This window comes from Nocardia sp. NRRL S-836 (assembly GCF_001279525.1).
In the GTDB taxonomy this organism is placed as follows: domain Bacteria; phylum Actinomycetota; class Actinomycetes; order Mycobacteriales; family Pseudonocardiaceae; genus Lentzea.
On the sequence record NZ_LGDY01000132.1, the window covers coordinates 1 to 22,393 of the forward strand.

Annotated in this window: 23 protein-coding genes; 16 read left to right on the forward strand and 7 right to left on the reverse strand. The window is 70.5% G+C overall.

What is annotated here, in order from left to right:
* Positions 1 to 247: 247 nt before the first annotated feature.
* From ADL03_RS36385 to ADL03_RS47670, 3 genes are read left to right on the forward strand one after another with little or no spacing between them, the layout of a single operon-like run.
* The gene (locus tag ADL03_RS36385; RefSeq protein ID WP_053738168.1) at positions 248 to 1,333 is read left to right on the forward strand and encodes an AAA family ATPase; all 1,086 of its coding nucleotides are present in this window, start codon (positions 248 to 250) and stop codon (positions 1,331 to 1,333) included.
* Positions 1,326 to 3,452 carry a DUF5682 family protein gene (locus ADL03_RS36390; RefSeq protein WP_053738169.1) on the forward strand — a complete coding sequence of 709 codons (2,127 nt, stop codon included), beginning with the start codon at positions 1,326 to 1,328 and terminating at the stop codon, positions 3,450 to 3,452. The genes ADL03_RS36385 and ADL03_RS36390 overlap by 8 nt, the downstream gene beginning before the upstream one ends.
* 35 nt (positions 3,453 to 3,487) lie before the next feature.
* A complete protein-coding gene (locus tag ADL03_RS47670; RefSeq protein WP_157529611.1) occupies positions 3,488 to 3,631 on the forward strand; it encodes a hypothetical protein in 144 nt (47 codons plus the stop codon).
* Between the two features lie 28 nt (positions 3,632 to 3,659).
* On the opposite strand, the gene ADL03_RS36395 is transcribed toward ADL03_RS47670, so the two are convergent.
* Positions 3,660 to 4,031 carry a cupin domain-containing protein gene (locus ADL03_RS36395; RefSeq protein WP_197288952.1) on the reverse strand — a complete coding sequence of 124 codons (372 nt, stop codon included), beginning with the start codon at positions 4,029 to 4,031 and terminating at the stop codon, positions 3,660 to 3,662.
* A gap of 55 nt (positions 4,032 to 4,086) precedes the next feature.
* Here ADL03_RS36395 and ADL03_RS36400 point away from each other — a divergent pair, with 55 nt between their 5' ends.
* Complete coding sequence (locus ADL03_RS36400) at positions 4,087 to 4,536, forward strand: MarR family winged helix-turn-helix transcriptional regulator (protein ID WP_197288953.1); 450 nt, start codon at positions 4,087 to 4,089, stop codon at positions 4,534 to 4,536.
* 1 nt (position 4,537) lies between these two features.
* Here the strand turns inward: ADL03_RS36400 and ADL03_RS36405 are convergent, their stop codons facing one another.
* Positions 4,538 to 5,128: a TMEM165/GDT1 family protein gene (locus ADL03_RS36405; RefSeq protein ID WP_231642741.1), complete on the reverse strand. Its 591-nt coding sequence runs from the start codon at positions 5,126 to 5,128 to the stop codon at positions 4,538 to 4,540.
* A 318-nt stretch (positions 5,129 to 5,446) separates the two neighbouring features.
* Between ADL03_RS36405 and ADL03_RS36410 the strand changes: the two genes are divergently transcribed.
* The 4 genes from ADL03_RS36410 to ADL03_RS36425 are packed head-to-tail and all read left to right on the forward strand — an operon-like array spanning position 5,447 to position 12,016.
* Complete coding sequence (locus tag ADL03_RS36410) at positions 5,447 to 6,901, forward strand: cytochrome ubiquinol oxidase subunit I (protein ID WP_053738172.1); 1,455 nt, start codon at positions 5,447 to 5,449, stop codon at positions 6,899 to 6,901.
* Between the two features lie 12 nt (positions 6,902 to 6,913).
* Positions 6,914 to 7,882, forward strand: coding sequence for a cytochrome d ubiquinol oxidase subunit II (gene cydB, locus ADL03_RS36415; RefSeq protein WP_053738173.1), 969 nt, complete (start codon positions 6,914 to 6,916; stop codon positions 7,880 to 7,882).
* A 1-nt stretch (position 7,883) separates the two neighbouring features.
* Positions 7,884 to 10,907, forward strand: coding sequence for a thiol reductant ABC exporter subunit CydD (gene cydD / locus ADL03_RS36420; protein WP_053738174.1), 3,024 nt, complete (start codon positions 7,884 to 7,886; stop codon positions 10,905 to 10,907).
* Between the two features lie 5 nt (positions 10,908 to 10,912).
* Positions 10,913 to 12,016: a GAF domain-containing sensor histidine kinase gene (locus ADL03_RS36425; protein WP_053738175.1), complete on the forward strand. Its 1,104-nt coding sequence runs from the start codon at positions 10,913 to 10,915 to the stop codon at positions 12,014 to 12,016.
* Here the strand turns inward: ADL03_RS36425 and ADL03_RS36430 are convergent.
* The gene (locus ADL03_RS36430; RefSeq protein ID WP_053738176.1) at positions 11,994 to 12,611 is read right to left on the reverse strand and encodes a response regulator transcription factor; all 618 of its coding nucleotides are present in this window, start codon (positions 12,609 to 12,611) and stop codon (positions 11,994 to 11,996) included. The genes ADL03_RS36425 and ADL03_RS36430 overlap by 23 nt on opposite strands.
* Positions 12,612 to 12,729: 118 nt before the next feature.
* Between ADL03_RS36430 and ADL03_RS36435 the strand changes: the two genes are divergently transcribed.
* Positions 12,730 to 13,167: a GNAT family N-acetyltransferase gene (locus tag ADL03_RS36435; RefSeq protein ID WP_197288955.1), complete on the forward strand. Its 438-nt coding sequence runs from the start codon at positions 12,730 to 12,732 to the stop codon at positions 13,165 to 13,167.
* 45 nt (positions 13,168 to 13,212) lie between these two features.
* Here ADL03_RS36435 and ADL03_RS36440 read toward each other — a convergent pair whose 3' ends face one another.
* A complete protein-coding gene (locus ADL03_RS36440) occupies positions 13,213 to 13,779 on the reverse strand; it encodes a macro domain-containing protein (protein ID WP_053738178.1) in 567 nt (188 codons plus the stop codon).
* 87 nt (positions 13,780 to 13,866) lie between these two features.
* Between ADL03_RS36440 and pheA the strand changes: the two genes are divergently transcribed.
* Together pheA and ADL03_RS36450 are read left to right on the forward strand one after the other, a co-directional pair.
* Positions 13,867 to 14,757: a prephenate dehydratase gene (pheA, locus tag ADL03_RS36445; protein WP_053738179.1), complete on the forward strand. Its 891-nt coding sequence runs from the start codon at positions 13,867 to 13,869 to the stop codon at positions 14,755 to 14,757.
* Positions 14,754 to 15,353, forward strand: a complete 600-nt coding sequence (locus ADL03_RS36450; RefSeq protein WP_053738180.1) for a histidine phosphatase family protein — start codon at positions 14,754 to 14,756, stop codon at positions 15,351 to 15,353. The genes pheA and ADL03_RS36450 overlap by 4 nt, the downstream gene beginning before the upstream one ends.
* Here the strand turns inward: ADL03_RS36450 and ADL03_RS36455 are convergent.
* Entirely contained in the window at positions 15,350 to 15,700 is a 351-nt protein-coding gene (locus ADL03_RS36455; RefSeq protein WP_053738181.1) for a metallopeptidase family protein, read from the reverse strand. The genes ADL03_RS36450 and ADL03_RS36455 overlap by 4 nt on opposite strands.
* Positions 15,697 to 16,761 (reverse strand): septum formation family protein, encoded by a 1,065-nt coding sequence (locus tag ADL03_RS36460; protein WP_197288956.1) that lies wholly within the window; start codon positions 16,759 to 16,761, stop codon positions 15,697 to 15,699. The genes ADL03_RS36455 and ADL03_RS36460 overlap by 4 nt, the downstream gene beginning before the upstream one ends.
* Before the next feature lie 162 nt (positions 16,762 to 16,923).
* Between ADL03_RS36460 and ADL03_RS36465 the strand changes: the two genes are divergently transcribed.
* The 4 genes from ADL03_RS36465 (at position 16,924) to serS (ending at position 20,631) form a co-directional block, all read left to right on the forward strand.
* Complete coding sequence (locus tag ADL03_RS36465) at positions 16,924 to 17,589, forward strand: hypothetical protein (RefSeq protein WP_231642743.1); 666 nt, start codon at positions 16,924 to 16,926, stop codon at positions 17,587 to 17,589.
* Between the two features lie 4 nt (positions 17,590 to 17,593).
* Positions 17,594 to 18,757 carry a glutathionylspermidine synthase family protein gene (locus ADL03_RS36470; protein ID WP_053738182.1) on the forward strand — a complete coding sequence of 388 codons (1,164 nt, stop codon included), beginning with the start codon at positions 17,594 to 17,596 and terminating at the stop codon, positions 18,755 to 18,757.
* Between the two features lie 20 nt (positions 18,758 to 18,777).
* Positions 18,778 to 19,230, forward strand: a complete 453-nt coding sequence (locus ADL03_RS36475) for a DUF350 domain-containing protein (protein WP_053738183.1) — start codon at positions 18,778 to 18,780, stop codon at positions 19,228 to 19,230.
* A gap of 144 nt (positions 19,231 to 19,374) precedes the next feature.
* Complete coding sequence (serS, locus tag ADL03_RS36480; RefSeq protein WP_053738184.1) at positions 19,375 to 20,631, forward strand: serine--tRNA ligase; 1,257 nt, start codon at positions 19,375 to 19,377, stop codon at positions 20,629 to 20,631.
* 4 nt (positions 20,632 to 20,635) lie between these two features.
* On the opposite strand, the gene ADL03_RS36485 is transcribed toward serS, so the two are convergent.
* Positions 20,636 to 21,517 carry an LLM class flavin-dependent oxidoreductase gene (locus ADL03_RS36485; RefSeq protein WP_053738185.1) on the reverse strand — a complete coding sequence of 294 codons (882 nt, stop codon included), beginning with the start codon at positions 21,515 to 21,517 and terminating at the stop codon, positions 20,636 to 20,638.
* A 51-nt stretch (positions 21,518 to 21,568) separates the two neighbouring features.
* Between ADL03_RS36485 and ADL03_RS36490 the strand changes: the two genes are divergently transcribed.
* Positions 21,569 to 22,381, forward strand: a complete 813-nt coding sequence (locus tag ADL03_RS36490; protein ID WP_369809058.1) for an HAD family hydrolase — start codon at positions 21,569 to 21,571, stop codon at positions 22,379 to 22,381.
* Positions 22,382 to 22,393 lie beyond the last annotated feature (12 nt).

Consider the following 22,393-nt stretch of genomic DNA (forward strand, 5'->3'; position numbering starts at 1 on the left):
GCCCCACCCGCTGCCGGCTCCTCGGCCGCCCCCGATCCGTCAGCCGCCCCGATCCCTCCGGGGCCACCACCCCAAGCCCCCGGCGGCGGTGCTCCTTGACCCATCCGGCACATCCCCCTTCCCCGCGTTCCTCCTCATCACGGGACGAGCGAGCCGCCGAATCAGGACACACTTCACCCGACCGGGCGACGCCTCACCTCAACCGCCAAGCCCAAGCACCAAACCAGCCCAAGCCCCAGGAGGCCCAGTGACCGCCGTGCTCAGGCCGACGGCCGAACAGCAGTACGCCGCCGAGCTGGCAGCCGTCGCGGCCCAGGACGACCGTCAGCGCCCGCCGAACTGGCGCCTGTCGCCCCAGGCCGTGGTCACCTACGTCCTCGGCGGCACCCTCCCCGACGGCACCGTGATCAGCCCGAAGTACGTCGGCGCGCGCCGGCTGGTCGAGGTGGCCGTGGGCACCCTCGTCACCGACCGCGCCCTGCTGCTCGTGGGGGTCCCGGGCACCGCCAAGTCGTGGCTGTCCGAGCACCTGGCCGCGGCGATCAGCGGTGACAGCACGCTGGTGGTCCAGGGCACGGCGGGCACGAGTGAGGACCAGGTCCGGTACGGCTGGAACTACGCGCGGCTCATCGCGGAGGGGCCCAGTGAGAACGCGCTGGTCCCCAGCCCGGTGCTCAGGGGGATGCGGCAGGGGGCGGTGGTGCGGATCGAGGAGCTGACGCGCATGCCGTCGGAGGTGCAGGACTCGTTCATCACGGTGCTGTCCGAGAAGTCGCTGCCCGTGCCGGAGCTCAACACGCAGGTGCAGGCGGTTGCCGGGTTCACGGTCATCGCCACGGCCAACGACCGCGACCGCGGGGTCAACCAGATGTCGTCCGCACTTGCGCGCCGGTTCAACACCGTGGTGCTGCCGCCGCCGGCGACCGAGGACGCCGAGGTCGAGATCGTGATCACCAGGGCCCAGCAGCTCGGCAAGGCGTTGCAGCTGCCTGCCGAGCCGCCGGCGCTCGACGAGGTGCGCAGGGTGGTGCGGATCTTCCGCGAGCTGCGCAACGGGTCCACTGTGGACGGTCGGACGCAGGTGAAGAAGCCCAGTGGCAGCCTGTCCACCGCGGAGGCGATTTCGGTGATCGCCAACGGCATGGCGCTCGCAGGGCACTTCGGTGACGGCACGCTCGGGGCGGACGAGCTGGCGAGCGGGTTGCTCGGGGCGGTCGTCAAGGACCGGGTGTCGGACGCGAACGTGTGGCAGGAGTACCTGGAGACGGTGCTGAAGGAGCGGGCCGAGTGGCGTGATCTCTACCGGGCCTGCCTGGACGTCAGCGGTGAGTGAGCCGGTACTCCTCGGCATCCGGCACCACGGGCCCGGCTCGGCCCGCATGGTCAAGCGGGCCCTCGAACAGGCGCGGCCCGCGCTCATCCTCATCGAGGGGCCGCCGGAGGCCGACGCGTTGCTGGAGCACGTCCACGCGCTCACGCCGCCGGTCGCGATCCTCCTGCACGACGAGGCCGAGCCCGAGAGTGCCGCGTTCTGGCCGTTCGCCGAGTTCTCGCCGGAGTGGCAGGCGCTGCGGTACGCCGACGAGAACGGTGTGCCGGCGCGGTTCTTCGACCTGCCTGCGGCCGCGTCGATCGGTGACGACGGGCCCAGCGGCAACGTCGACCCCATCGGGCTGCTGGCCGAGGCCGCCGGGTTCGACGACCCGGAACGCTGGTGGGAGGACGTCGTCGAGCACAGTGCCACGGATCCGCTCGGGCTCGCGGAGGCCATCAGCGAGGCGATGGTCGCCGTGCGCCGCGAGTTCGAAGCGGAGGTGGGCGAGCGCACGCTCCGGCGCGAGGCGTTCATGCGTCAGACGATTCGCAAGGCGCGCAAGGAAACCGACGGTCCGATCGTCGTCGTCTGCGGTGCGTGGCACGTTCCCGCGCTGCTCGTCAGACCCACCGTCGCGCACGACACCGCGTTGCTCAAAGGGCTGCGGCGACGCCGGATCAGCGGTACCTGGGTGCCGTGGAGCCACGGGCAGCTCGCCGCCGAGTCGGGTTACGGCGCGGGGGTCGACTCGCCGGGCTGGTACGCGCACCTGTGGCAGCACCAGGAGGACGTGGTGCCGCGCTGGTTCGCCAAAGCCGCCGCCGTCCTGCGGGCGGAGGACCTGCCGGCCTCGACGGCGAGTGCGGTGGAGGCGGTGCGGCTCGCGGAAACCCTTGCGGCGCTGCGGGAACGGCCGTCGGCCGGGCTGAGCGAGGTCAACGAGGCCGCGCTCGCCGTGCTGTGCGGGGGCGACGAGGTTCCGCTGCGGTTCGTGCACCGCAAGCTGGTCGTCGGCGAACGGCTCGGCGAGGTCGGGGAGGCCGTGCCGCGGTCGCCGCTGGCGGCGGACCTCCAGCGGTTGCAACGCAAGCTCCGCCTCGCCGCGGACGTGCAGCCCAGGCAGCTCAAGCTCGACCTCCGCAAGGACAACGACCGCGAGCGCTCGAAGCTGTTGCGGCGACTGGAGGTGCTCGGCGTTCCGTGGGGGAGGGCCGACCGCTCCAACTCACTCGGCACGTTCGCCGAGGTGTGGCAGCTGCGGTGGGACCCGGTGTTCGCGGTCTCCGTCGCGGTCGCCGCGCGCCACGGCACCACCGTCCACACGGCCGCCGAGAACGTCCTGACCGAGGCGGCCGAGCAGGCGAGCCGGGTCGCCGACGCCGCGGGCACGCTGGGCAAGGCCGTCGGCTGCGAGCTGCCCAAGGCCGTCGGCGCCGCCCGTGACGCGCTCGACCGCTGCGCCGCGCTCGCCACCGACGCGCTCGAACTGCTCGCCGCGCTGCCGGACCTCGCGCGGACCGTCCGCTACGGCTCCGTCCGCGGCACCGACCCGGAACTGCTGCGCGTCGCCCTGCACGGGCTGCTCACCCGCGGTGCGGTCGGCCTGCCGCTCGCCTGCCGCAACATCGACGACGAGACGGCGGAGCACGCGCTGGCCACCGTCGACGGCGCCCACGAGGCCACCCGGCTCGCCGCCGACGAGGAGCACCAGGCCACCTGGTGGCGTGCCCTGCACGCGCTCGTCAAGGCCGACGCCCACGGCCTGCCCACCGGCCGCGCCACCAGGCTGCTGTGGGAGGCGGGGGAGCTGACCAGCGACGACGTCGCCGCGCGGCTGCACCGCTCGGTCGCCACGGCGTTCGTCGCCGGCTTCCTGCGCGGCTCCGCGACGCTCCTCGCCGCCGACCCGCGGCTGTTCGGCCTCATCGACGAGTGGCTGACCGGGTTGCGCGGTGACGCGTTCGACGACGCGCTGCCGCTGCTGCGCCGTGCCATCACCGACTTCACCCCCGCGGAACGGCGGCTGCTCGGCGAACGCGTCGTCGCCGGCGCCGCCCCGCAGCCGGTCGCCGACGACGAGTGGGACCTGGAGATCGCCGAACGCCTCGCCGCGCACGTCCGCGGCCTGCTGGCCTGAGTTTGGCGATCTTCGAAACAGCGCATCCCAGCACCGTGACCGCACCTGACGAACATCGCCTCGACGAGTCCCAGCACCTCATCGACGAGGCCAAGAAGATCGCCCACGACCTGCGCGAGACGAGCCCCGACACGGCTCCGGCCGACCCGAAGCCCGAAGAGGGCTCACCCGCCAACTAGCGCCGCCGTTCCGGCGACCTCCAACGCCCTACAGCGACCAGGGCGGCGTGATCGTCTGCCCGTCGGCCAGCGTCCCGGTGATGCCCACCGAGGTCGCCACCACCACGCGCGCCGGCCCGCCGGTGAGCGAGAGCTCGGTGTTCGGCGGCACCACGATGGCGTCACCGGGTCCCGCCGTCTGCCCCTGGATCGTCACCGACCCGGACAGCACGTAGAACACCTCCTCCTTCGACGCGGTGTGCGGCGTCCCGTCGCCCCCTTCCGGCACGTCGACGGTCCACAGCGCGATCTCCGTGCTGCCCGTCGACGGCGCGATCAGCGGCCTGAAGACGAACCCGCCGAACTCGTGACGAGCCGCGGAATCTCCGGTGACCAGCAAGACGACCTCCAAAGTAGTCAACTAAGTTGTCTAACCATAGAATGTGGTCAACCAGGTTGTCTAGTGGGGGTGTGAAGTGGAACCAGTGCCCATGCTGCTGGCGATGACCTACCGCGCCATGGGGGACCAGTTCCACGACCGCCTGCGCCAGATCGGCCTGGAGCCGCTGCGCCCGGCCCACGGCTACGTCTTCCGCTTCCTGGCCCAGCGGCGTGCCACGACCGTCGACATCGGCGGGCACCTCGGCGTCACCAAGCAGGCCGCCGCGAAGATCGTCGCCGAGCTCGACGACTGGGGTTACGTGCTCAGGGAGCCGCACCCCACCGACAAGCGCGCCCAGTACGTCACGCTGACGACCAAGGGCCGCGACTACCTCAGGTTCGCCGACAACCTCTGGGCCGACCTCGAGAACGAGATGGCCGAGGCGATCGGCCAGGACACCGTCGCGACCATCAGGGCCGGCCTCACCGCGTACCTGCGGCAGGCACACGGTGAGGACCAGCCGGGTCTGCGGCCCGTGTGGTGAGTCAGAAGACCTGGGTCAGGGCGATCACGCCGAACACCGCGAACACCGCGCCGGCCACCCGCTGGATCCAGTGCGTCGGCAGCCGTCCGGCCAGCTTCCGCCCGACCAGCACGGCCAGCCCGGCCACGGCGACCAGTGCCAGCCAGGCACCGAGCCCCACCGCGAGCGGAGCGCCGTAGCGGGCGGTGATCCCCGCGGTCGCGAGCTGCGAGGCGTCACCCCACTCGGCCGCGAACAGCACGCCGAACGACGTCAGCGCCGCCCGCCAGAACGGCACGTCGGCCCGCGCGCCCGCCTCGTCGGCGGAGTCCTCCTCCTTGGAGAAACCCTCCTTGAGCAGCAGGAACGCACCCACGAGGAACAGCACGGCGACCACGCCGGCGACCAGCCGGTCGGGGAGCAGGGTGATCGCCGTCCCGAACGCCGCACCGACCACCGTCTGCACGGCGAAGGCGACGACGACACCGACGAACACCGGCCACGCGCGGTAGCGGGTGGTCAGCACTAGCGTCGCGACCATGGTCTTGTCGGGGAGCTCGACGAGGAACACCACCGCGAAGGCGGTGAGGAACGCGAGCAGTGAGGTGGTCAAGAGGGTCCTCCACGTCCGAATACGAAACCCGGACGGAGGCGCAACAGACCCCGACCGGGCGTGCTGCAGCCCGGCCGGAGGTCTCGTTCGCCCGTACAAGACGGGTGTGGGACCGGATCCACTCGAAGGCGGACCAGTATGTCGATCACCACGCCACCGGCTGACAACTCCGGTGGGAACTACTCCCCTCTGGCCCATACATCGTAACCGACGCATATGACTTGGACCGCGTGACCTCGCGCACGGGACCTTGGTCCCGACCCGGGACGGGACCGTCGTACCTGATAGCGGCCACGACCGGTACATACGCTCGTTGACGTGGACGTACTCGAACTCGCGCGGTGGCAGTTCGGCATCACCACCGTCTACCACTTCCTGATGGTGCCGCTGACGATCGGCCTCTCCCTGCTGGTCGCCGGGATGCAGACCGCGTGGGTGCGCACGGGCGACGAGCGCTACTACAAGATGACGAAGTTCTGGGGGAAGCTCCTCCTGATCAACTTCGCCATGGGTGTCGTGACGGGCATCGTGCAGGAGTTCCAGTTCGGCATGGCCTGGAGCGCCTACTCGCGGTTCGTCGGTGACGTGTTCGGTGCGCCGCTCGCGATGGAGGCGCTCGTCGCCTTCTTCGTCGAGTCGACCTTCCTCGGCCTGTGGATCTTCGGCTGGGACAAGCTGCCCAAGAAGGTCCACCTGGCCTGCGTGTGGGCGTTCAGCCTCGCGACCATGGCCAGCGCGTACTTCATCCTCGCCGCCAACTCGTGGATGCAGCACCCCGTCGGCATCGAGATGCACGAGGGAAGGCCTCGGCTCACCTCGATCTGGGCCGTGCTGACCAACAACACGACGCTGGCCGCCTTCCCGCACACCATCGCGGGCGCGTTCGCCGTGGCCGGCGCCTTCCTCGTCGGCATCGCCGCCTGGCACCTGCACCGCAGGTCGGAGGACGAACGCGTCTGGCGCGGCTCGCTCAAGCTCGGCACCTGGGTCGGCGTGGTGGCGTTCACCGCCCTGGCGATCAGCGGTGACCTGCAGGGCAAGCTGATGTTCGAGCAGCAGCCGATGAAGATGGCCGCGGCGGAGGCACTGTGCCACACCGAGGAGCCGGCGGCGTTCAGCGTCTTCGCGATCGGCGACGTCACCAGGCCCGACTGCGAGAACGTCAAGAGCATCACCGTGCCCGCGCTGCTGAGCTTCCTGGCGCACAACGACTTCAGCACCGAGGTCAAGGGCATCGAGGAGCTCGTCCCGATGTACCAGCAGAAGTACGGCGAGTTCTACCCGGTCGACGAGCAGCTCGGCGAGCTCAGCGGCAAGCCGATCGACTACGTGCCCACGCTCCCCGTGACGTACTGGGGCTTCCGCCTGATGATCGGCTTCGGTGCGATCTCGGCCGGTCTGGGCGTGTTCATGCTGTGGCTGACGCGCAGGAACCGGACGCCCACCGGGTGGTGGTTCCCGGTGCTGGGCCTCGCCGGCATCGCGACCCCGTTCCTGGCCAACAGCTTCGGCTGGATCTTCACCGAGATGGGGCGGCAGCCGTTCGTGGTCGTGCCGAACCCGTCGGGGGTGGACGGTGTCTGGATGTTCACCGCGCGAGCCGTCTCGAACAGCACGCCCGGCGAGATCCTGACCTCGCTCATCGCCCTCACCACGGTCTACAGCGTGCTGGCGGTCGTGGAGTTCTACCTGATCCGCAAGTACGTCAGAGGCGGGATCCCCGGCGTGCTGCCCCAGAAGTCCGACGACGGCGCCCTGGCGTTCGCGTACTAGGGGAGAGACGACGTGGAAACGCTCTGGTTCGTACTGATCGCCGTGCTCTGGCTCGGCTACCTGTTCCTCGAAGGCTTCGACTTCGGCGTCGGCATGCTGCTGCCCGTCCTCGGGCGCACCAACCGAGAACGCCGGGTCATGATCAACACCATCGGGCCGGTCTGGGACGGCAACGAGGTGTGGCTCATCACCGCGATCGGTGCCACGTTCGCGGCCTTCCCCGGCTGGTACGCGGCGTTGCTCAGCGCCGCGTACCTGCCACTCACGCTGTTCCTGATCGCGCTGATCGGGCGCGGGGTCGCGTTCGACTACCGCGGCAAGGTCGACAACCCGCGCTGGCGCAAGGCGTGGGACGTCACGATCGTCGCCGGCTCGTGGATCGCGACCCTGTGCGTCGGCCTGCTGATCTCGACGACGGTGCTCGGCCTGCCGATCGACGAGAACGGCGACCGGGTCGGGTCGGCCTTCGCGGTCATCCGGTTCGACACCGTGCTCGGCGCACTCGCGTTCGCCGGCTACGCGCTGGTCCACGGCGCCGTGTTCATCGCGCTGAAGACCGAGGGCGAGATCCGCGAACGGGCCCGGCGCATCGCGCTCACCCTCGCTCCCGTGGCGCTGCTGCCGCTGGTCGCGCTGCTCGCGGTCGTGGCCGGTGTGTGGGCGGGCGTGGTCGTGCTGGTGCTCGCGGCGGCGATGTGGCGCCTGCTGCACAACCGCGACGGCCAGTCGTTCGCGCTGATGGGGCTCGCGATCGCGGCCAGCGTCACCATCCTGTTCGGCGCGCTCTACCCGAACGTGCTGCCGTCGACGCTGAACGACGCGTGGTCGCTGACCATCGCCAACACCGCGTCGAGCCCGTACACGCTGACGGTCATGACGTGGGTGGCGGCGTTCGGCACGCCCGCCGTGCTCGTCTACCAGGGCTGGACCTACTGGGTGTTCCGCAAGCGCATCGGCGTGCGGCACATCCCGGTGCACTGAGGTGAACAGGGGACCGCTCGGGGCACTGCCCCGGCTCTCGAAGAACGCCAGACGCGCCCTCGCGGGGGTGGGCGTCCTGGCATTCCTCAACGCCCTTGCGCTCGTCGCCCAGGCGGTCGCGCTGGCGTCGGTGATCACGACCCGCGACGGGCTGCCGCTGCTGGCCGTCGCGATCGTGGCCCGCGCGGCCCTCGCGTGGGCCACGGAGAGCGCCGCCGCCCGTGCGGCCGCCGGCGCGAAGGAGGAGCTGCGCACGCAGCTGCTCGCGCGGTCGTTCGACCGCGGGCCCGAGTGGATCGCCGAACGCGGCACGGCCGAGCTGTCGGTGCTCGCGACCAAGGGCCTGGACGCCCTCGACGCGTACTTCACCCGCTACCTGCCCGCGCTGGTCACCGCCGCGGTCGTGCCGCCGCTGGTCGGCGCGTGGATCCTGTTCACCGACTGGCCGTCGGCCGTCCTGATCGCCATCACGGTCCCGCTGATCCCGGTCTTCGCGGCCCTGATCGGCTGGTACACCGAGAAGCGGGTCCGCAACGCCGCCGACGTCACCGAGCTGCTCTCGGCCCAGCTCCTCGAACTGCTGCGGGCACTGCCCGTGCTCACCGTCTTCGGCCGCGCGAAGCAGCAGGCCGCCGCGGTCCGCCAGATCGGCGAGCAGCACCGCAGGGCCACGATGGGCACGCTCAAGATCGCGTTCCTGAGCGCACTGGTCCTGGAGATCGCCGCCTCGCTGTCGGTCGCGCTGATCGCGGTCGGCGTCGGCATCCGCCTGGTCCACGGCGACATGACCCTGATGACCGCGCTGGTCGTGCTGATCCTCGCCCCCGAGTGCTACCTGCCCCTCCGCGCCGCCGGCGCCGCCCACCACGCCAGCGAGGACGGCCTGGAGGCGGTCCGCCGCGTCGCCGACGTCGTTGACGACGGCCACGCGGGAACCCCGCGTACGCCAGGATCGGACGAAAGCTCCCCGCGTGGCATCGGCGGGCGGGTGTTCGTCGACAACCTGCGGGTGTTGCGGCGAGGGGGGTTCGCGCCGGACGGGGTGAGTTTCGAGGTGAGGGCCGGGGAGATCCACCGGCTCGAAGGAGCGAGCGGAGCCGGCAAGTCGACGACGTTCCAGGTGCTGCTGGGCTTCGTCGAGCCCACCGACGGCGTCGTCCACGTCGAGGGCGAGATCGCGTACGTGCCGCAGAAGCCCGCGTTCGCCGCCGCCACGCCCCGCGCCGAGCTGGAGCTCACCGTTCCCGGCGCGGACGACGTCGAGGCGGTCGCGGACGAGGTCGTGGCCGCGCACCTGCTCGACCGCCGCATCACCGACCTCTCGACCGGTGAACGCCAACGCGTCGCAGTAGCGCGCGCCCTGCTGAAGGTCCGCCACGGCGCCACGGTCCTGCTGCTCGACGAACCGACCGCGCACCTCGACCCGGTGACAAGTCGAAAAGTCGACAAAGCGATCAAGAGCGCCAGCACCACCGCGGCCGTCGTCCTCGCCTCGCACCGCGAGAAGGAGGCGGCGGAGGAGGAGACGTTCGCCAAGGTCGTCACCGAGGAGACCCAGCGGGAACGCCCCAAGCGCCTGCCGATCCCGTGGAAGGGCGCCCTGCTGGGCGTCGCCGCCACCGTGGCCGGCATCGCGCTGACCGCGCTGGCCGCGCACCTGATCGCGCGCGCCGCCGAGATGCCGCCGATCCTGACGCTGTCGGTGCTGGTCGTGGGCGTGCGGACGTTCGCGTTGAGCAAGGGCGTGCTGCGCTACGTCGAACGCCTGGTCACCCACCACGAGGCGTTCAAGCTCGCCACCGACCTGCGCGCCGAGCTGTGGCTCAGGCTCGTGCGCACCCAACGCCGTGACGGCCTGCAACGGCTCGTCGACGACACGGACGCCGTTCGTGACCTCGTGCCGCGCGTGCTGGTTCCCCCGGTCGTCGCGGTCGGGGCGGGCATCGCGACCACGGTCCTGTTCGCGTTCATCGACCCGGTGGCGGCCCTCACGCTCGGCGGTCTGCTGCTCGCGGCCGGCCTCGCCGCGCCGGCCGTCGCCGTGTGGACCGAGCGCAGGGCCAGCACGAAGCTCGCCCGCGGCCGCCGCAAGGTCGCCACCGACACGATCAACGCGCTCACCGCCGCACCGGACCTCGTCGCGCACGGCGCCCACCGCCGCCTGCTGGCACAGCTGCACGCCGAAGACGTCGAGCTCGCCGCGCAGACCCGCAGGCAAGCGTTTGGCACGGGCGCCGCCACGGCGATCGTGCTGCTCGCGACCGGTGTGGCCGCCCTGATCTGCGCCACGACCGGCAACCCGGTGCTCGGCCTGGTGCCGCTCGCGCTGGCCGAACCGCTGGCCGCCCTGCCGCTCGCTGCCCAGCAGCGCACGGCATTGCGGGAAGCGAGCGCACGGCTCCGGTTCGACGCGCCGGAACGCCCCGAACCGCCGCGCGGCAAGCGGATCCGGCTGGAGAACGTCGACGTCCGCTGGCCGGGAGCGACCGAGCCGACGCTGACGGACCTCCACCTCAACGTCGAACCCGGCACGCACGTCGCGGTCGTCGGCCCGTCGGGTGCCGGCAAGTCGACGCTGTTCGCGCTGCTCCTGGGCTTCCTGCCGCCGGAGCGCGGCATCGTGGAGCTGCCGCGCGCCACCTGGTGCCCGCAGGAGCCGATGCTGGTCAGCACCACGGTCAGGGAGAACCTGCGGATGTCGGGACCGCACGACGACGAGCAGCTCAGGGAGGCGCTGACGAGGGCCTGCCTGCCGGAGTGGGCCGACCGCCTGGACACGGTGATCCGGCCCGACCAGGTCAGCGGCGGCGAGGCGCAGCGGCTCGCGCTCGCCAGGGCGCTGCTGCACGACGCCGACGTGGTGCTGCTCGACGAACCGACCGCCCACCTCGACGAACCGACCGCCCTGCGGATCCTGGAGGAACTGCGGCGCGACGGCAGGACCGTCGTGCACATCACCCACCGTCCCGACGAGGCGGCACGGGCGGACCTCGTGCTGGACCTCGGCGCACCCGCATACCGTTGAGGACCATGGACCCCTCCCTGGCGCGACGCGTGCTCGTCGCGTCCACCGAGATCACGTCGGCGGCGCTGGAAGACCCGGAGAACGTGCTGCGGCTCGTCGTGGAGAGCGCGGCCGAGCTCGCCGACGCCGAGCTCGGCCTGGCGATGATCACCACGGCCGACGACGGCACGCTCACCGTCGAGGCGTCCAGCGGCGAACCGATCGGTGCCACGCTGAGCCCGCGCAGTGCCGCCGCGAAGGCCGCCCGCACGGGGGTCCCGGTGGTGGCCGACGACGTGACCAGCGATCCGCGCACGGCCCCGTACGTGCCGCACGCGCTGCGCAGCTACGGCCCGTTCGCCGTGGCGCCGTTCGGCACGAAGGACCGCAAGATCGGCGCGCTGGCCGTCTACCGCAGGCGCGACAAGCCGCCGTTCACGCAGGAGACGGTCGACGTGCTGACCGCGTTCGCCGCCCAGGCCGGACTCGCGGTCGTGCTCGCCGAGGGCTTCACGGCACGGCAGCGGGTCGCGGTCTACGAGGAGCGCGAACGCATCGCCCGCGACCTGCACGACGTGATCATCCAACGCCTCTACGGCGCCGGCGTGCAGCTCAACCTGCTCGAACGGCGGCTGGGCAAGAAGCTCGACGCCTCCCAGCGCGCCCGCATCTCCGAGGCCGTCGACCTGGTCGACGAGACGATCGCCGAGGTCCGCGCGACCGTCCGCAAGCTGCGCAACACCGACCCGGCCGACTCCAGCGACCTGCTCGACTCGGTCAACGCCGAGGTCCGCACGGCCGGTGAGCTGCTCGGCTTCGGTCCGCGCCTGCACGTGGCCGGCGACCTGGCGAACGTGCCGCGCAAGCTCGCCGACGACGCCCGTGCCGCCCTGCGGGAGGCGTTGTCGAACGTCGTGCGGCACTCAGGCGCCACGAACGTCCAGATCGACGTACGGCGCGACGAGAAGCATCTGCTGCTGCGTGTCGCGGACAACGGGTGCGGCATCCCGTCCGGTGTGACTCAGCGGGGTTTGCGGCATCTCGCGGAACGGGCCAAGGCCGCGCACGGCGATTTCCGCGTCGTGAGCACACCGAACGGGACGACGCTCACCTGGTCCGTCCCCGTTTAGCCACCCATGCGGCGGCTTGCGTCCGGCGTTCCATGCCGAGTTTGGCGAGGACGGACGTCACGTAGTTCTTCACGGTCTTCTCCGCGAGGAACAGCCGTTCACCGATTTGGCGGTTTGTCAGGCCCTCACCGATCAGTTCCAGCACCCGCTGTTCCTGGTCGGTGAGTCCGACCGGAGCCGGATTCCGCATCCGGTCGAGCACGCGCGCCGTCGTGGCCGGGTCCAGAAGGGACCGTCCAGCCGCGACCTCGCGCACCGCGGTCACGACGTCCTGGCCGCGCACCTGCTTGAGCAGATATCCCGACGCGCCCGCCATGATCGCCCCGACCAGCGCCTCCTCGTCGTCGAACGCGGTCAGCACGAGACAGCGGATGCCCAGGTCGCGGAGCGTCCGGCACAGGTCCACACCACTGCCGTCGGGCAGCTGAACGTCCACGACGGCCACATCGGGCGGTGTGCTCCTGGCTCGCGTCACCGCCTCGTCGACGGAACCGGCCTCGGCGATGACCGAGATGTCCTCCTCGTCGTCGAGCATCTCGCGCAGTCCTCTGCGCACCACTTCGTGATCGTCAACCAACAAAACGCGCACTGGCACGAATCCACCGTACGTCGAATGGCTGTTCCTGAGCGTGACTCGAATTGGCACAGTTCTTGTCATGGCAGAAGGCTCGGTACGACCGATCGAGGAAGCAGATCGCATAGTCGTCGCTCGGTTGGTACTCGAGCTATGGGGAGCGCACACCGCCGTCGCGCACGGAGAGGTGTTCTTCCCGGCAAGTCTGCCGGGCTTCCTCGTGGAGAAGCAGGGCCAGGTGCTGGGCCTGCTGACCTACGCGGTGGCGAACCACCAGCTGGAGATCGTCACGATCGACGCGCTGCGCAGAGGCCGCGGCGTCGGCACCGCGCTCGTCGACGCCGCGGTACGCCAGGCGCGCACACTCGGGTGCAACCGGGTGCGCCTGACGACCACCAACGACAACCTGGACGCGGTGCGCTTCTACCAGCGCCGCGGGTTCAAGCTGACCGCGCTGCGACCGGATGCGGTCCGCGACGCGCGCAAGCTGAAACCGGAGATCCCCACCGTCGGAGACTTCGGCATCCCCATCACAGACGAGCTGGACCTCGAACGATGGGTCGCACCACGCCAGTAGTCCACAGGTGTCCACAACTCTGTCCACAGGGTTGTGCACAACTGGTCAGACGCGCAGCGGGTTGAACGCCTCGTCCCACGCGGCGGCGACCTGACGCGCGCACGTGGTCGGCGCGACGCCTCCCACCCCGGTGCCCAGACCCGGCATCGCGATGGTGTGGACGGCGTCGCGCACCGGCGTGCCGTCCTCCAGCCGGCCTTCGAGCCACAGGCGCAACACGGCCCGCGCCGCGAGGTAGGGGTGGACGGTGTCGCCGGGCAGCAGCTCGCCCGGCATCCGCATGGTCGGCGCGCTGATGAGCCACGCGGGCTCGGTCTCACCGGTCGCCACGACCTGTGCCTCGCCGACCGGCAGCTCGCCGCCGTGCAACGCGAGCACCGCGCTGCGGACGTTGCTCTCGACCATCGGGAACGCCTGCGCGTAGACGGCGTCGATCCCGCCGCGCATCCAGCCCTGGGAGTTGGCCGGGCTGACGACGGCCTGCGCGTGGATGTCCAGCACGGAGCCGCGATGCACCCGCACACCGTTCCGTCCGGCAGCCACGGCGAGCCAGGCGTTCGCCATCGGTTCGTCGACCGCGCACAACACGAGTTCTGGCGCTAGAGCGGGCACGCCTCAAGCATTCCAGTTCGAACGGCCTCGGCGGAACCCAGGTTTGGCCGCTGACACAGGCGTGATTCTCACCTCTAGTGTGTGCGGGTGCCTCGCATTGCGTACTTCGGACCACAGGGGACCTTCACCGAGCAGGCAGCCCTGCGCTTCGGCTCCGACCTCGTCCCGGTCGACACCATCCCGCTCGCCGTCGCGGCGGTGCGGTCCGGCGAGACCGAGTTCGCGTGCGTCCCCATCGAGAACTCCGTCGAGGGCGCCGTTCCCGCGACCCTCGACGTCCTGATCCGCGACACGCCCGTGGTCGCCGTGGCCGAGACGGTGCTCGACGTCCGCTTCAGCGTGCTGGTCCGTCCGGGTACCACTGCGATCAAGACCATCGCGTCCCACCCGCACGCCCTGGCCCAGACCCGCGAGTGGATCGCGGCGCAACTGCCCGGCGCCACCTCGATCGCCACCTCCTCCACGGCCGCCGCTGCCGCCGCCGTGGAACGCGGCGAGTTCGACGCCGCCGTCACCGCTCCCGTGGCGATCAACCACTACGGGCTGGAGGAGTACGCCGTCGACGTGCTCGACGTGGCCGACGCGCGGACGAGGTTCCTGCTGCTGCGCAAGCCGGGTCAGCTGCCCGAGCCGACCGGCGCCGACCGCACCAGCGTCGTCGTGACCACCCCGAACCGCGTCGGCGTGCTCTCCGAGCTGCTCACCGAGCTCGCGTTGCGTGGCATCAATCTCACCGGCCTCGAATCACGCCCCACGAAGGGCAAACTGGGCACGTACCGCTTCTACATCGACGTCGAGGGGCACATCGCAGAACCGAGGATCGGTGACGCGCTGGCCGCGCTGCACCGACACTCGCACGAGATCCGGTTCCTCGGGTCCTTCCCGAAGGCCGACCAGGAGCCCGCAACGGCTCACAACGACGAGTTCGCCGCGGCAGCCTCGTGGGTCGATGCTGTCAGAAAGGGCGAACGCGGGTGAGGTTGCTGCTGGTCAGGCACGGCGAGACGGCGTCGAACATCGAACGCAAGCTGGACACGGCGATGCCAGGCCCCCCGCTCACCGAGCTGGGCCGCAAACAGGCCCGCGAGCTCGCCGACTCCCTGGCCGGCGAGGACATCACCGCCGTCTACGCGAGCACCGGCCTGCGCGCCCAGCAGACCGCCGAGCCCACCGCGGAACGCTTCGGCCTGCCCGTCCAGGTCCTCGACGGCGTGCACGAGATCCAGGTCGGCGCGCTGGAGGGCCGCAACGACACCGAGGCGTACAAGACCTACCTGGAGACCGTCATCAGGTGGGCCGAGGGCGAGCTCGACGTGGCGTTCCCCGGCGGCGGTGAGACCGGGCAGCAGGTGCTGGACCGGTTCCTCGGCGCCATCAGGTCGATCCACCAGGACACCGGCACCGTCATGGTCGTGACGCACGGCGGCGCCGGGCGCATGGGGGCGCTGGCGCTCGCGTCGAACGTGCCGGTCGAGCTGGCGGAGAACCTGCTGCCGAACACCGGCGTCGTCGTGCTGGAGTCCGACGGCGACGGCTGGACGTGCCGCTCGTGGGCGGGCGTGGAGATCTCCTAGCCCCAGCCCAGCTCGTGCAGCTTCGCGTCGTCCACCCCGAAGTGGTGCGCGATCTCGTGCACCACGGTGACGATGACCTCCTCGACCACGTCGTCCTCGGTGTCGCAGATGTCGAGGATCGCCTCGCGGTAGATGAAGATGTGGTCGGGCAGGGTGCCGCCGTAGTCGGTGTTCCGCTCGGTCAGCGCGATGCCCCGGTAGAGCCCGAGCAGTGACGGCTCGTCGGGGTTGCGGTCCTCGACGAGCACCACCACGTTGTTCATGGCGTGCAGGAAGTCGGGCGGGACGAGGTCCAGCGCCTCCTCGACGAGCTCGTCGAACCGGGCGCGCGTCATCTCCACAGTCATCGGTTCTCAGTCGTCGTCGTGGGGGCCGAGCTCGACGGCTTGTCGGGTTTGTCGGGCTTGCCGGACTCGGAGGGCTGCGTGCTGCCCGACGGCTTGCCCGACTCGGAGTGCAGCGGGGCGCCGGTGGGTTCGTCCTGCGGCTTCACGGAGGTGGTCTGCGGCGGGTTCGAGGTGGTCAGCGGGGCGCCGTTGGGGTTGCGGACGCTGCCCTTCCACGCGACGAGCTTCTCGCCCTCGGGAACGGCGCCGATCTTGCAGTTGGCCTTGCGGGAGCCGACGGCCCAGCTCTCCTGCGCGCGGACGTCCCAGGTGACGAGCAGGCCCTTCGCCTTGAGGTCGGCGCCGCCGGTGTACTCGGTCGCGATGGTCGCGCACTGCTCGGACATCACCGCGTCCTGCTTCTCCGGCGCCAGGTACTCACCCTCGGGGTGCTGGACGACGCCGATGATCTCGAACGCGTGCGGCTGGGCGCACTCGATCGGGTCACCCACCGTGTTGTTCTCACCGAGCGCGACGCACACGCCGGGGTCGTACACGTTCGACTGGTCCTGGGTCTTCGCGCTGCCGAACGAGGGCAGCGGCGCACCGGAGGGCGCGGTGACCTGCAGGCCGCACCGCAGCTGGCGGTCGCCGTTCTTCCAGCGGTTCTCGTCGGGGTTCAGCGAGCTCACCCCGTACTTGCCCTTCGGGTCGAGCTTGCCGGACATGTACGTCGTCGCCGCCTGCGCGCAGTTGTCCTGCGAGATCTTCTCCCAGGCCTCCGCGTTCGGGAACGGCGCTTCCTTCGGGTAGCCGGCGGCGATGTCGGCCGTGCCGGTCACCTCGAACCGGTGCGCGGCGGCGCAGTCGACCTTCTGCGCGTCCGACAGGTCCGGCTTCGCCCAGTTCAGGCAGTCGCCCGCCACGGCCTGGTACGCGGCGTTGACCAGCTCGCGCTTACCGCTGACCGGCCCTCCTGCCAGCACGGACGTGAACGCGGAGACCATCAGGAGGCCGAACGCGCCCACGAACGCGCCCAGCATCACCAGCCGCGTGTCGCGGATGTGACCTGATCGACTCAACCAACCGGCGCTCGGAGACATCTCATCCATGATGCCTGTGCTGTGTGAGACGGCTGTCGGCCGGGTTGGGAGCAACCCGGCGAGTGTTGCTATTAGGACACTCGTGGCCTGATCTGACATCGTTCGGTCGTCTCGCTAGGTACCTTGCCCGCGGGAGTGGTGATGACTGACAACAACCAGCCAGGGATGCCGCCTCAGGGGCCTCCCGGCCAGCCGCAAGAACCGCAACAACCGGCGCCCTACCAGCAGCTGCCACCGCAGGTGCCGGTACCGCAGCCCGGCGAGCCGCAGCCGCCCGTGCAGCAGAAGGGCAAGGGGCAGATCCGCCAGCAGCAGGCCGGCGTGACCCAGCCGCGCCCGCCTTCGGTGGCCGAGCAGCGCGCGCGTGCCGCGGCGCAGAAGGCGCAGCAGGAGCGGTTCGCCGCCGAGTCGGCCGCCTTCGAGAAGCGCCGCAAGACGCGGAAACGCCTGCTCATCGGCGGTGGCGTCACGGTGGGCGTGGTCGCGCTGGTCGCCATCTGGTACGCCGCCGCGAGCCCCAAGAACGTCACGGCGCAGTGCACCGACAAGAACAACGTCATCGTCGACGACGACTACTGCGACGAGTCGTACTACCGCAGCCACGGCGGGTACAGCAGCGGCGGGTTCATCTACATCGGTGGCAGCCAGTACCGCTACAACTACGGCGGTTCGGGCACGGTCGGCCAGAAGGTGACCGGCGGCAGCTACGCGATCCCCAAGGGGGCGAACGTCAGCACGAAGTCGGGCACGAGCGTCCAGCGCGGCGGCTTCGGCGTCAGCAGCGGTTCGTCCAGCAGCGGGAGCTGACCAGTTGCGCCGGGAAACCTCACAACCGCGGCCTAACTGGCAGCGGACGGTCTCTGACCAGGGCATGGTGTTCGGCCTGCCCGCGAAGTACGCCAACGGCTCCGACCGCCCGTACTGGGACGAGTCGGTGCACTACGTGTTCGAGATGAGCGAGATCCTGTCGCTCGAAGCCGACGTCGAGCTGCTCCACTCCATGTGCCTCGACGCGGTCGACAACGTGGTGACCACCGAGCGTTACCGGGACTTCGGCATCCCCGAGTGGGTCTGGCCGCACATCGCCGAGTCGTGGCGGCGGCACGACCCGCACGTCTACGGCCGCTTCGACCTGCGCTACGACGGGTCCGGCCCGGCCAAGCTGCTGGAGTACAACGCCGACACGCCCACGTCGTTGCTGGAAGCCGCGATCATCCAGTGGCACTGGAAGACCGACGTGTTCCCGGACGACGACCAGTGGAACTCGCTGCACGAGCGCCTGGTCGAGCGGTGGGCCGAGATCGGCGCGAAGCTGCCCTCCGGTGAGATCCACTTCACCTGGTCGGGCGCCGACCCGTCCGGCGAGGACCACCTCACCACCGCCTACCTGCAGGAGACGGCCGCCGAGGCCGGCCTGAACACCGTCGGGCTCGCGATCGAGGACCTGGGCTGGGACACCCTGCTCAACCGGTTCGTCGACCTCGAGGAGGCCCCGATGAACACGGTGATCAAGCTCTACCCGTGGGAATGGGTCGTCGAGGAGCAGTTCGGCCGCCACGCCGTCGAGTCGCTGCCCGCCACCCTGTGGATCGAGCCGCTGTGGAAGATGCTGCTCTCCAACAAGGCGCTGCTCGCGGTGCTGTGGGAGATGTACCCCGGCCACCCGAACCTGCTGCCGGCGTACCTGAACAACCCCGGCATGCTCACCGAGTACGTGCGCAAGCCGCTGCTCGGCCGTGAGGGGTCGAACATCCAGATCGTCGCGCCCGGCTACGAGACGCAGACCGGCGGCGTGTACGGCAAAGAAGGCTTCGTGTACCAGCTGTTCGATCCGCTTCCGGACTTCGACGGCTACCGCCCCGCGTTGGGTGCCTGGGTCGTCGGCGACACGTCGGCCGGCCTGGGCATCCGGGAAACAGTCGGTCTGGTGACCGACGATGGCGCGGCGTTCGTGCCGCATCGCATTGTTGAGTGAACTCCGAAAGGGAACAGCAAATGATCACGCAGCTCGCGTTGGACCCCGGCTTCGGCTCGGCCATCGGCCGGGGCATCGGCGCGATCGCGCTGTACGCCGTCGTCGGTCTGGTCCTCATGGTGTTCGGCTTCTACGCGATCGACTGGACGACGCCCGGCAAGCTGTCCACCCTCGTCCGCAACGGCGCACCGAACGCCGTCATCGTGACCTCCTCCGGCCTGCTCTCGATGGCGTTCATCGTCGTCGTCGCCATCACCAGCTCGGTCGGCAAGCTGGACGAGGGCCTGCTGTCGGCGTTGATCTACGGCTTCTTCGGCATCATCGTGCAGGTCGCGGCGGTCCGGCTGCTGGAGTGGATCACCCGCCTGGACATCGGCACGATCATCGAGTCGGACCGGTTCGCCCCGGCCTCGGTCGTCGTCGCCTCCGCCCACGTGGCGCTCGGCCTCGTGGTGGCGGTCGCGATCAGCTAGCCACCTTCCCGCATCGCGGAAGTCACGCGGGGGCCCCGCGTTTCCCCCGGGGGAAACGCGGGGCCCCCGCGTTGCGAGCGGCGCCGGGGCGGATCGCGACAACTCGGTGGGGGACGCGATACGGCCTGGTCTACCCTTTACCGGGTGATTGACCTCAAGGTGTTGCGCGAGAACCCGGAGATCGTGCGCGCTTCGCAGCGCGCCCGCGGCGAGGACGAGGGTGTCGTCGACGCCCTGCTGTCCGCTGACGAGCGCCGGCGTTCCGCCATCTCCCGCGCGGACACCCTGCGCGCCGAGCAGAAGGTGCTCGGCAAGGAGGTCGGCAAGGCCAAGGGCGACGACAAGACCGCGTTGCTGGTGAAGGCCAAGGACCTGTCGAACGAGGTGAAGGCCGCCGAGGCCGAGCAGCACGCCACCGCGGCCGAGGTCGACGAGCTGCTGGCCAAGATCCCGAACCTGGTGCACCCGGACGCCCCGGTCGGCGGCGAGGACGACTTCGTGGTCCTCAAGACCGTCGGCGAGCCCCGCGAGTTCGACTTCGAGCCGGTCGACCACCTCGACCTGGGCACGAAGCTGGGCGCGATCGACATGGAGCGCGGCGCCAAGGTCGGTGGCTCGCGGTTCTACTTCCTCACCGGGGTGGGCGCGCAGCTGGAGCTCGCGCTGCTGAACATGGCGGCGGCGCAGGCGACGGCGAACGGCTTCACCTTGATGATCACCCCCACGCTGGTGCGGCCGGAGATCATGGCGGGCACCGGGTTCCTGGGTGCGCACTCCAGCGAGATCTACCACCTGCCGAACGACGACCTGTACCTGGTCGGCACGTCCGAGGTGCCGCTCGCGGGCTACCACGCCGACGAGATCCTCGACGGTGAGCGCCGCTACGCGGGCTGGTCGTCGTGCTACCGGCGCGAGGCCGGCTCGTACGGCAAGGACACCCGCGGCATCATCCGCGTGCACCAGTTCAACAAGGTCGAGATGTTCTCCTACGTCAAGCCCGAGGACGCCGAGGCGGAGCACGCCCGGCTGCTGGGCTGGGAGGAGGAGATGCTCGCCAAGATCGAGGTGCCGTACCGCGTCATCGACACGGCGACCGGCGACCTGGGCACGTCCGCGCACCGCAAGTTCGACTGCGAGGCGTGGGTGCCGAGCCAGGGCAAGTACCGCGAGCTGACCTCGACGTCGAACTGCACCACGTTCCAGGCGCGCCGGCTGAACGTCCGCTACCGCGACGAGAACGGCAAGTCGCAGATCGCGGCCACGCTCAACGGCACGCTGGCGACCACCCGGTGGATCGTCGCGATCTTGGAGAACCACCAGAACGCCGACGGCTCAGTCACCGTGCCGCAGGCGCTGCGGCCGTTCATGGGCGGCATCGAGAAGCTGGTCCCGAAGTCCTGAGGCCTCAGCCCAGCGCGGGCAGCACGTCGGCGGCGACCTGTTCGAGCACCGACTCGCTGCCCGCGTACACGCCGTCGTGCCGCGGCCAGTGCGACACCACGTCGGTGAAGCCCAGCTCGGCGGCCCTGCCGACGGCGTCGGTGAAGCACTCCACGGACGACAGCGAGTACACCGGCGCCGAGTCGAGGTTCAGGTACCGGTCGACCCGCGTGCGGCGGCCGGTGCGCAGGATCGTCTCGTCGAACTGCGCGGCCATTCGGGCAACGCCGCGCCACCAGCCCTCGTGGTCCACGTCGTCCTCGGGCATCGGACCGGTGGTCACCCACCCGGTGCCGAACCGCGCGGCCACCTCCATCGCCTTCGGCCCGTTCGCCGCGACCAGGAACGGCAGCCGCGGCCGCTGCACGCAACCGGGGAAGCTGCGCGCCTCGACCGCCTGGTAGTAGCGGCCGTCGAAGGTCACCCGGTCGTGGGACAGCAGCTGCGAGAGCAGCTCCACGAACTCGGCGAACCGCTCGGTGCGCTCGCGCGGCAACGGCGGTTTCGCGCCCATCACAGTCGTGTCGTACCCAGGGCCACCAGCGCCGATGCCGAGCGTGAACCGGCCGTCCGACACGTCGTCCACGGCCAGCAGCTCACGCGCGAACGACACCGGGTGCCGGAAGTTCGGGCTCGCCACGAACGTCCCCAGGCGCAGCCGGGTGGTGACCATCGCGGCCGCCGTGAGCGTCGGGATCGCCCCGAACCACGGCCCGTCGACCAGGGTGCGCCAGCCGAGGTGGTCATAGGTCCACGCGTGGTGGAAGCCGTACTCCTCGGCCGCCCTCCACTTGGGCTCGGCAATCCACCAGCGGTGCTCGGGAAGGATCACGATGCCTGTGCGCACACCCGTACCGTAACGACCTGTTCTGCCGCCGGACGAACCAGACCAGGCAACATGGTGGACGTGGAACAACCTCTGCTGGTCGCGACCGACATCGACGGAACCCTGCTCACCCCCACCGACGAGGTGTCACCCCGCACCGCAGCGGTGGTCAGCCGGGTGATCGCGGCGAACGTGCCCTTCGTGCTGGTCACCGGCCGCCCGCCGCGCTGGATCCCCACCCCGGCCGCCAAGGCGGGCACCACCGGTCTCGCCGTCTGCGCGAACGGCGCCGCCCTCTACGACATCGCCGCCGACCGCGTCCTGTGGCGCCGCGGCCTCGACCCGGTGCTGCTCAGCGACCTCGCGAGCACCCTCGACCGCGTGCTGCCCGGCTGCGCGCTCGCCGTGGAACGCCTCGGTGACACCGCGGCCGAGTCGGACTTCGTCGCCGAGCACGGCTACGAGCACGCCTGGCCGGAGGGCCCGTCCGAGGACGCTTACCGCGCCCGTGTGCTCGGCTTCGACGCCATCAAGCTCCTGGTCAGGCACACCGGCATGACCAGCGCCGAGATGGTCGAGGCCTGCGAGGGCCTGGTCACCGACCACGTGGACGTGACCTTCTCCACGAACAACGGCCTGATCGAGCTCTCCAGCAAGGGCGTGACGAAGGCCACGGGCCTCGCCGACGCCGCCGCCCGCTTCGACGTCCCGGCCAGCGCGGTCGTCGCGTTCGGCGACATGCCCAACGACGTCCCGATGCTGCGGTGGGCCGGTCACGGCGTCGCGATGGCCAACGCCCACCCCGCCGCGCTGGAGGCCGCGGACGAGGTCACCGCTCCCAACTCGGAGGACGGCATCGCCCTGGTCCTCGAGCGCTGGTTCTGACCTCGTAGGCTC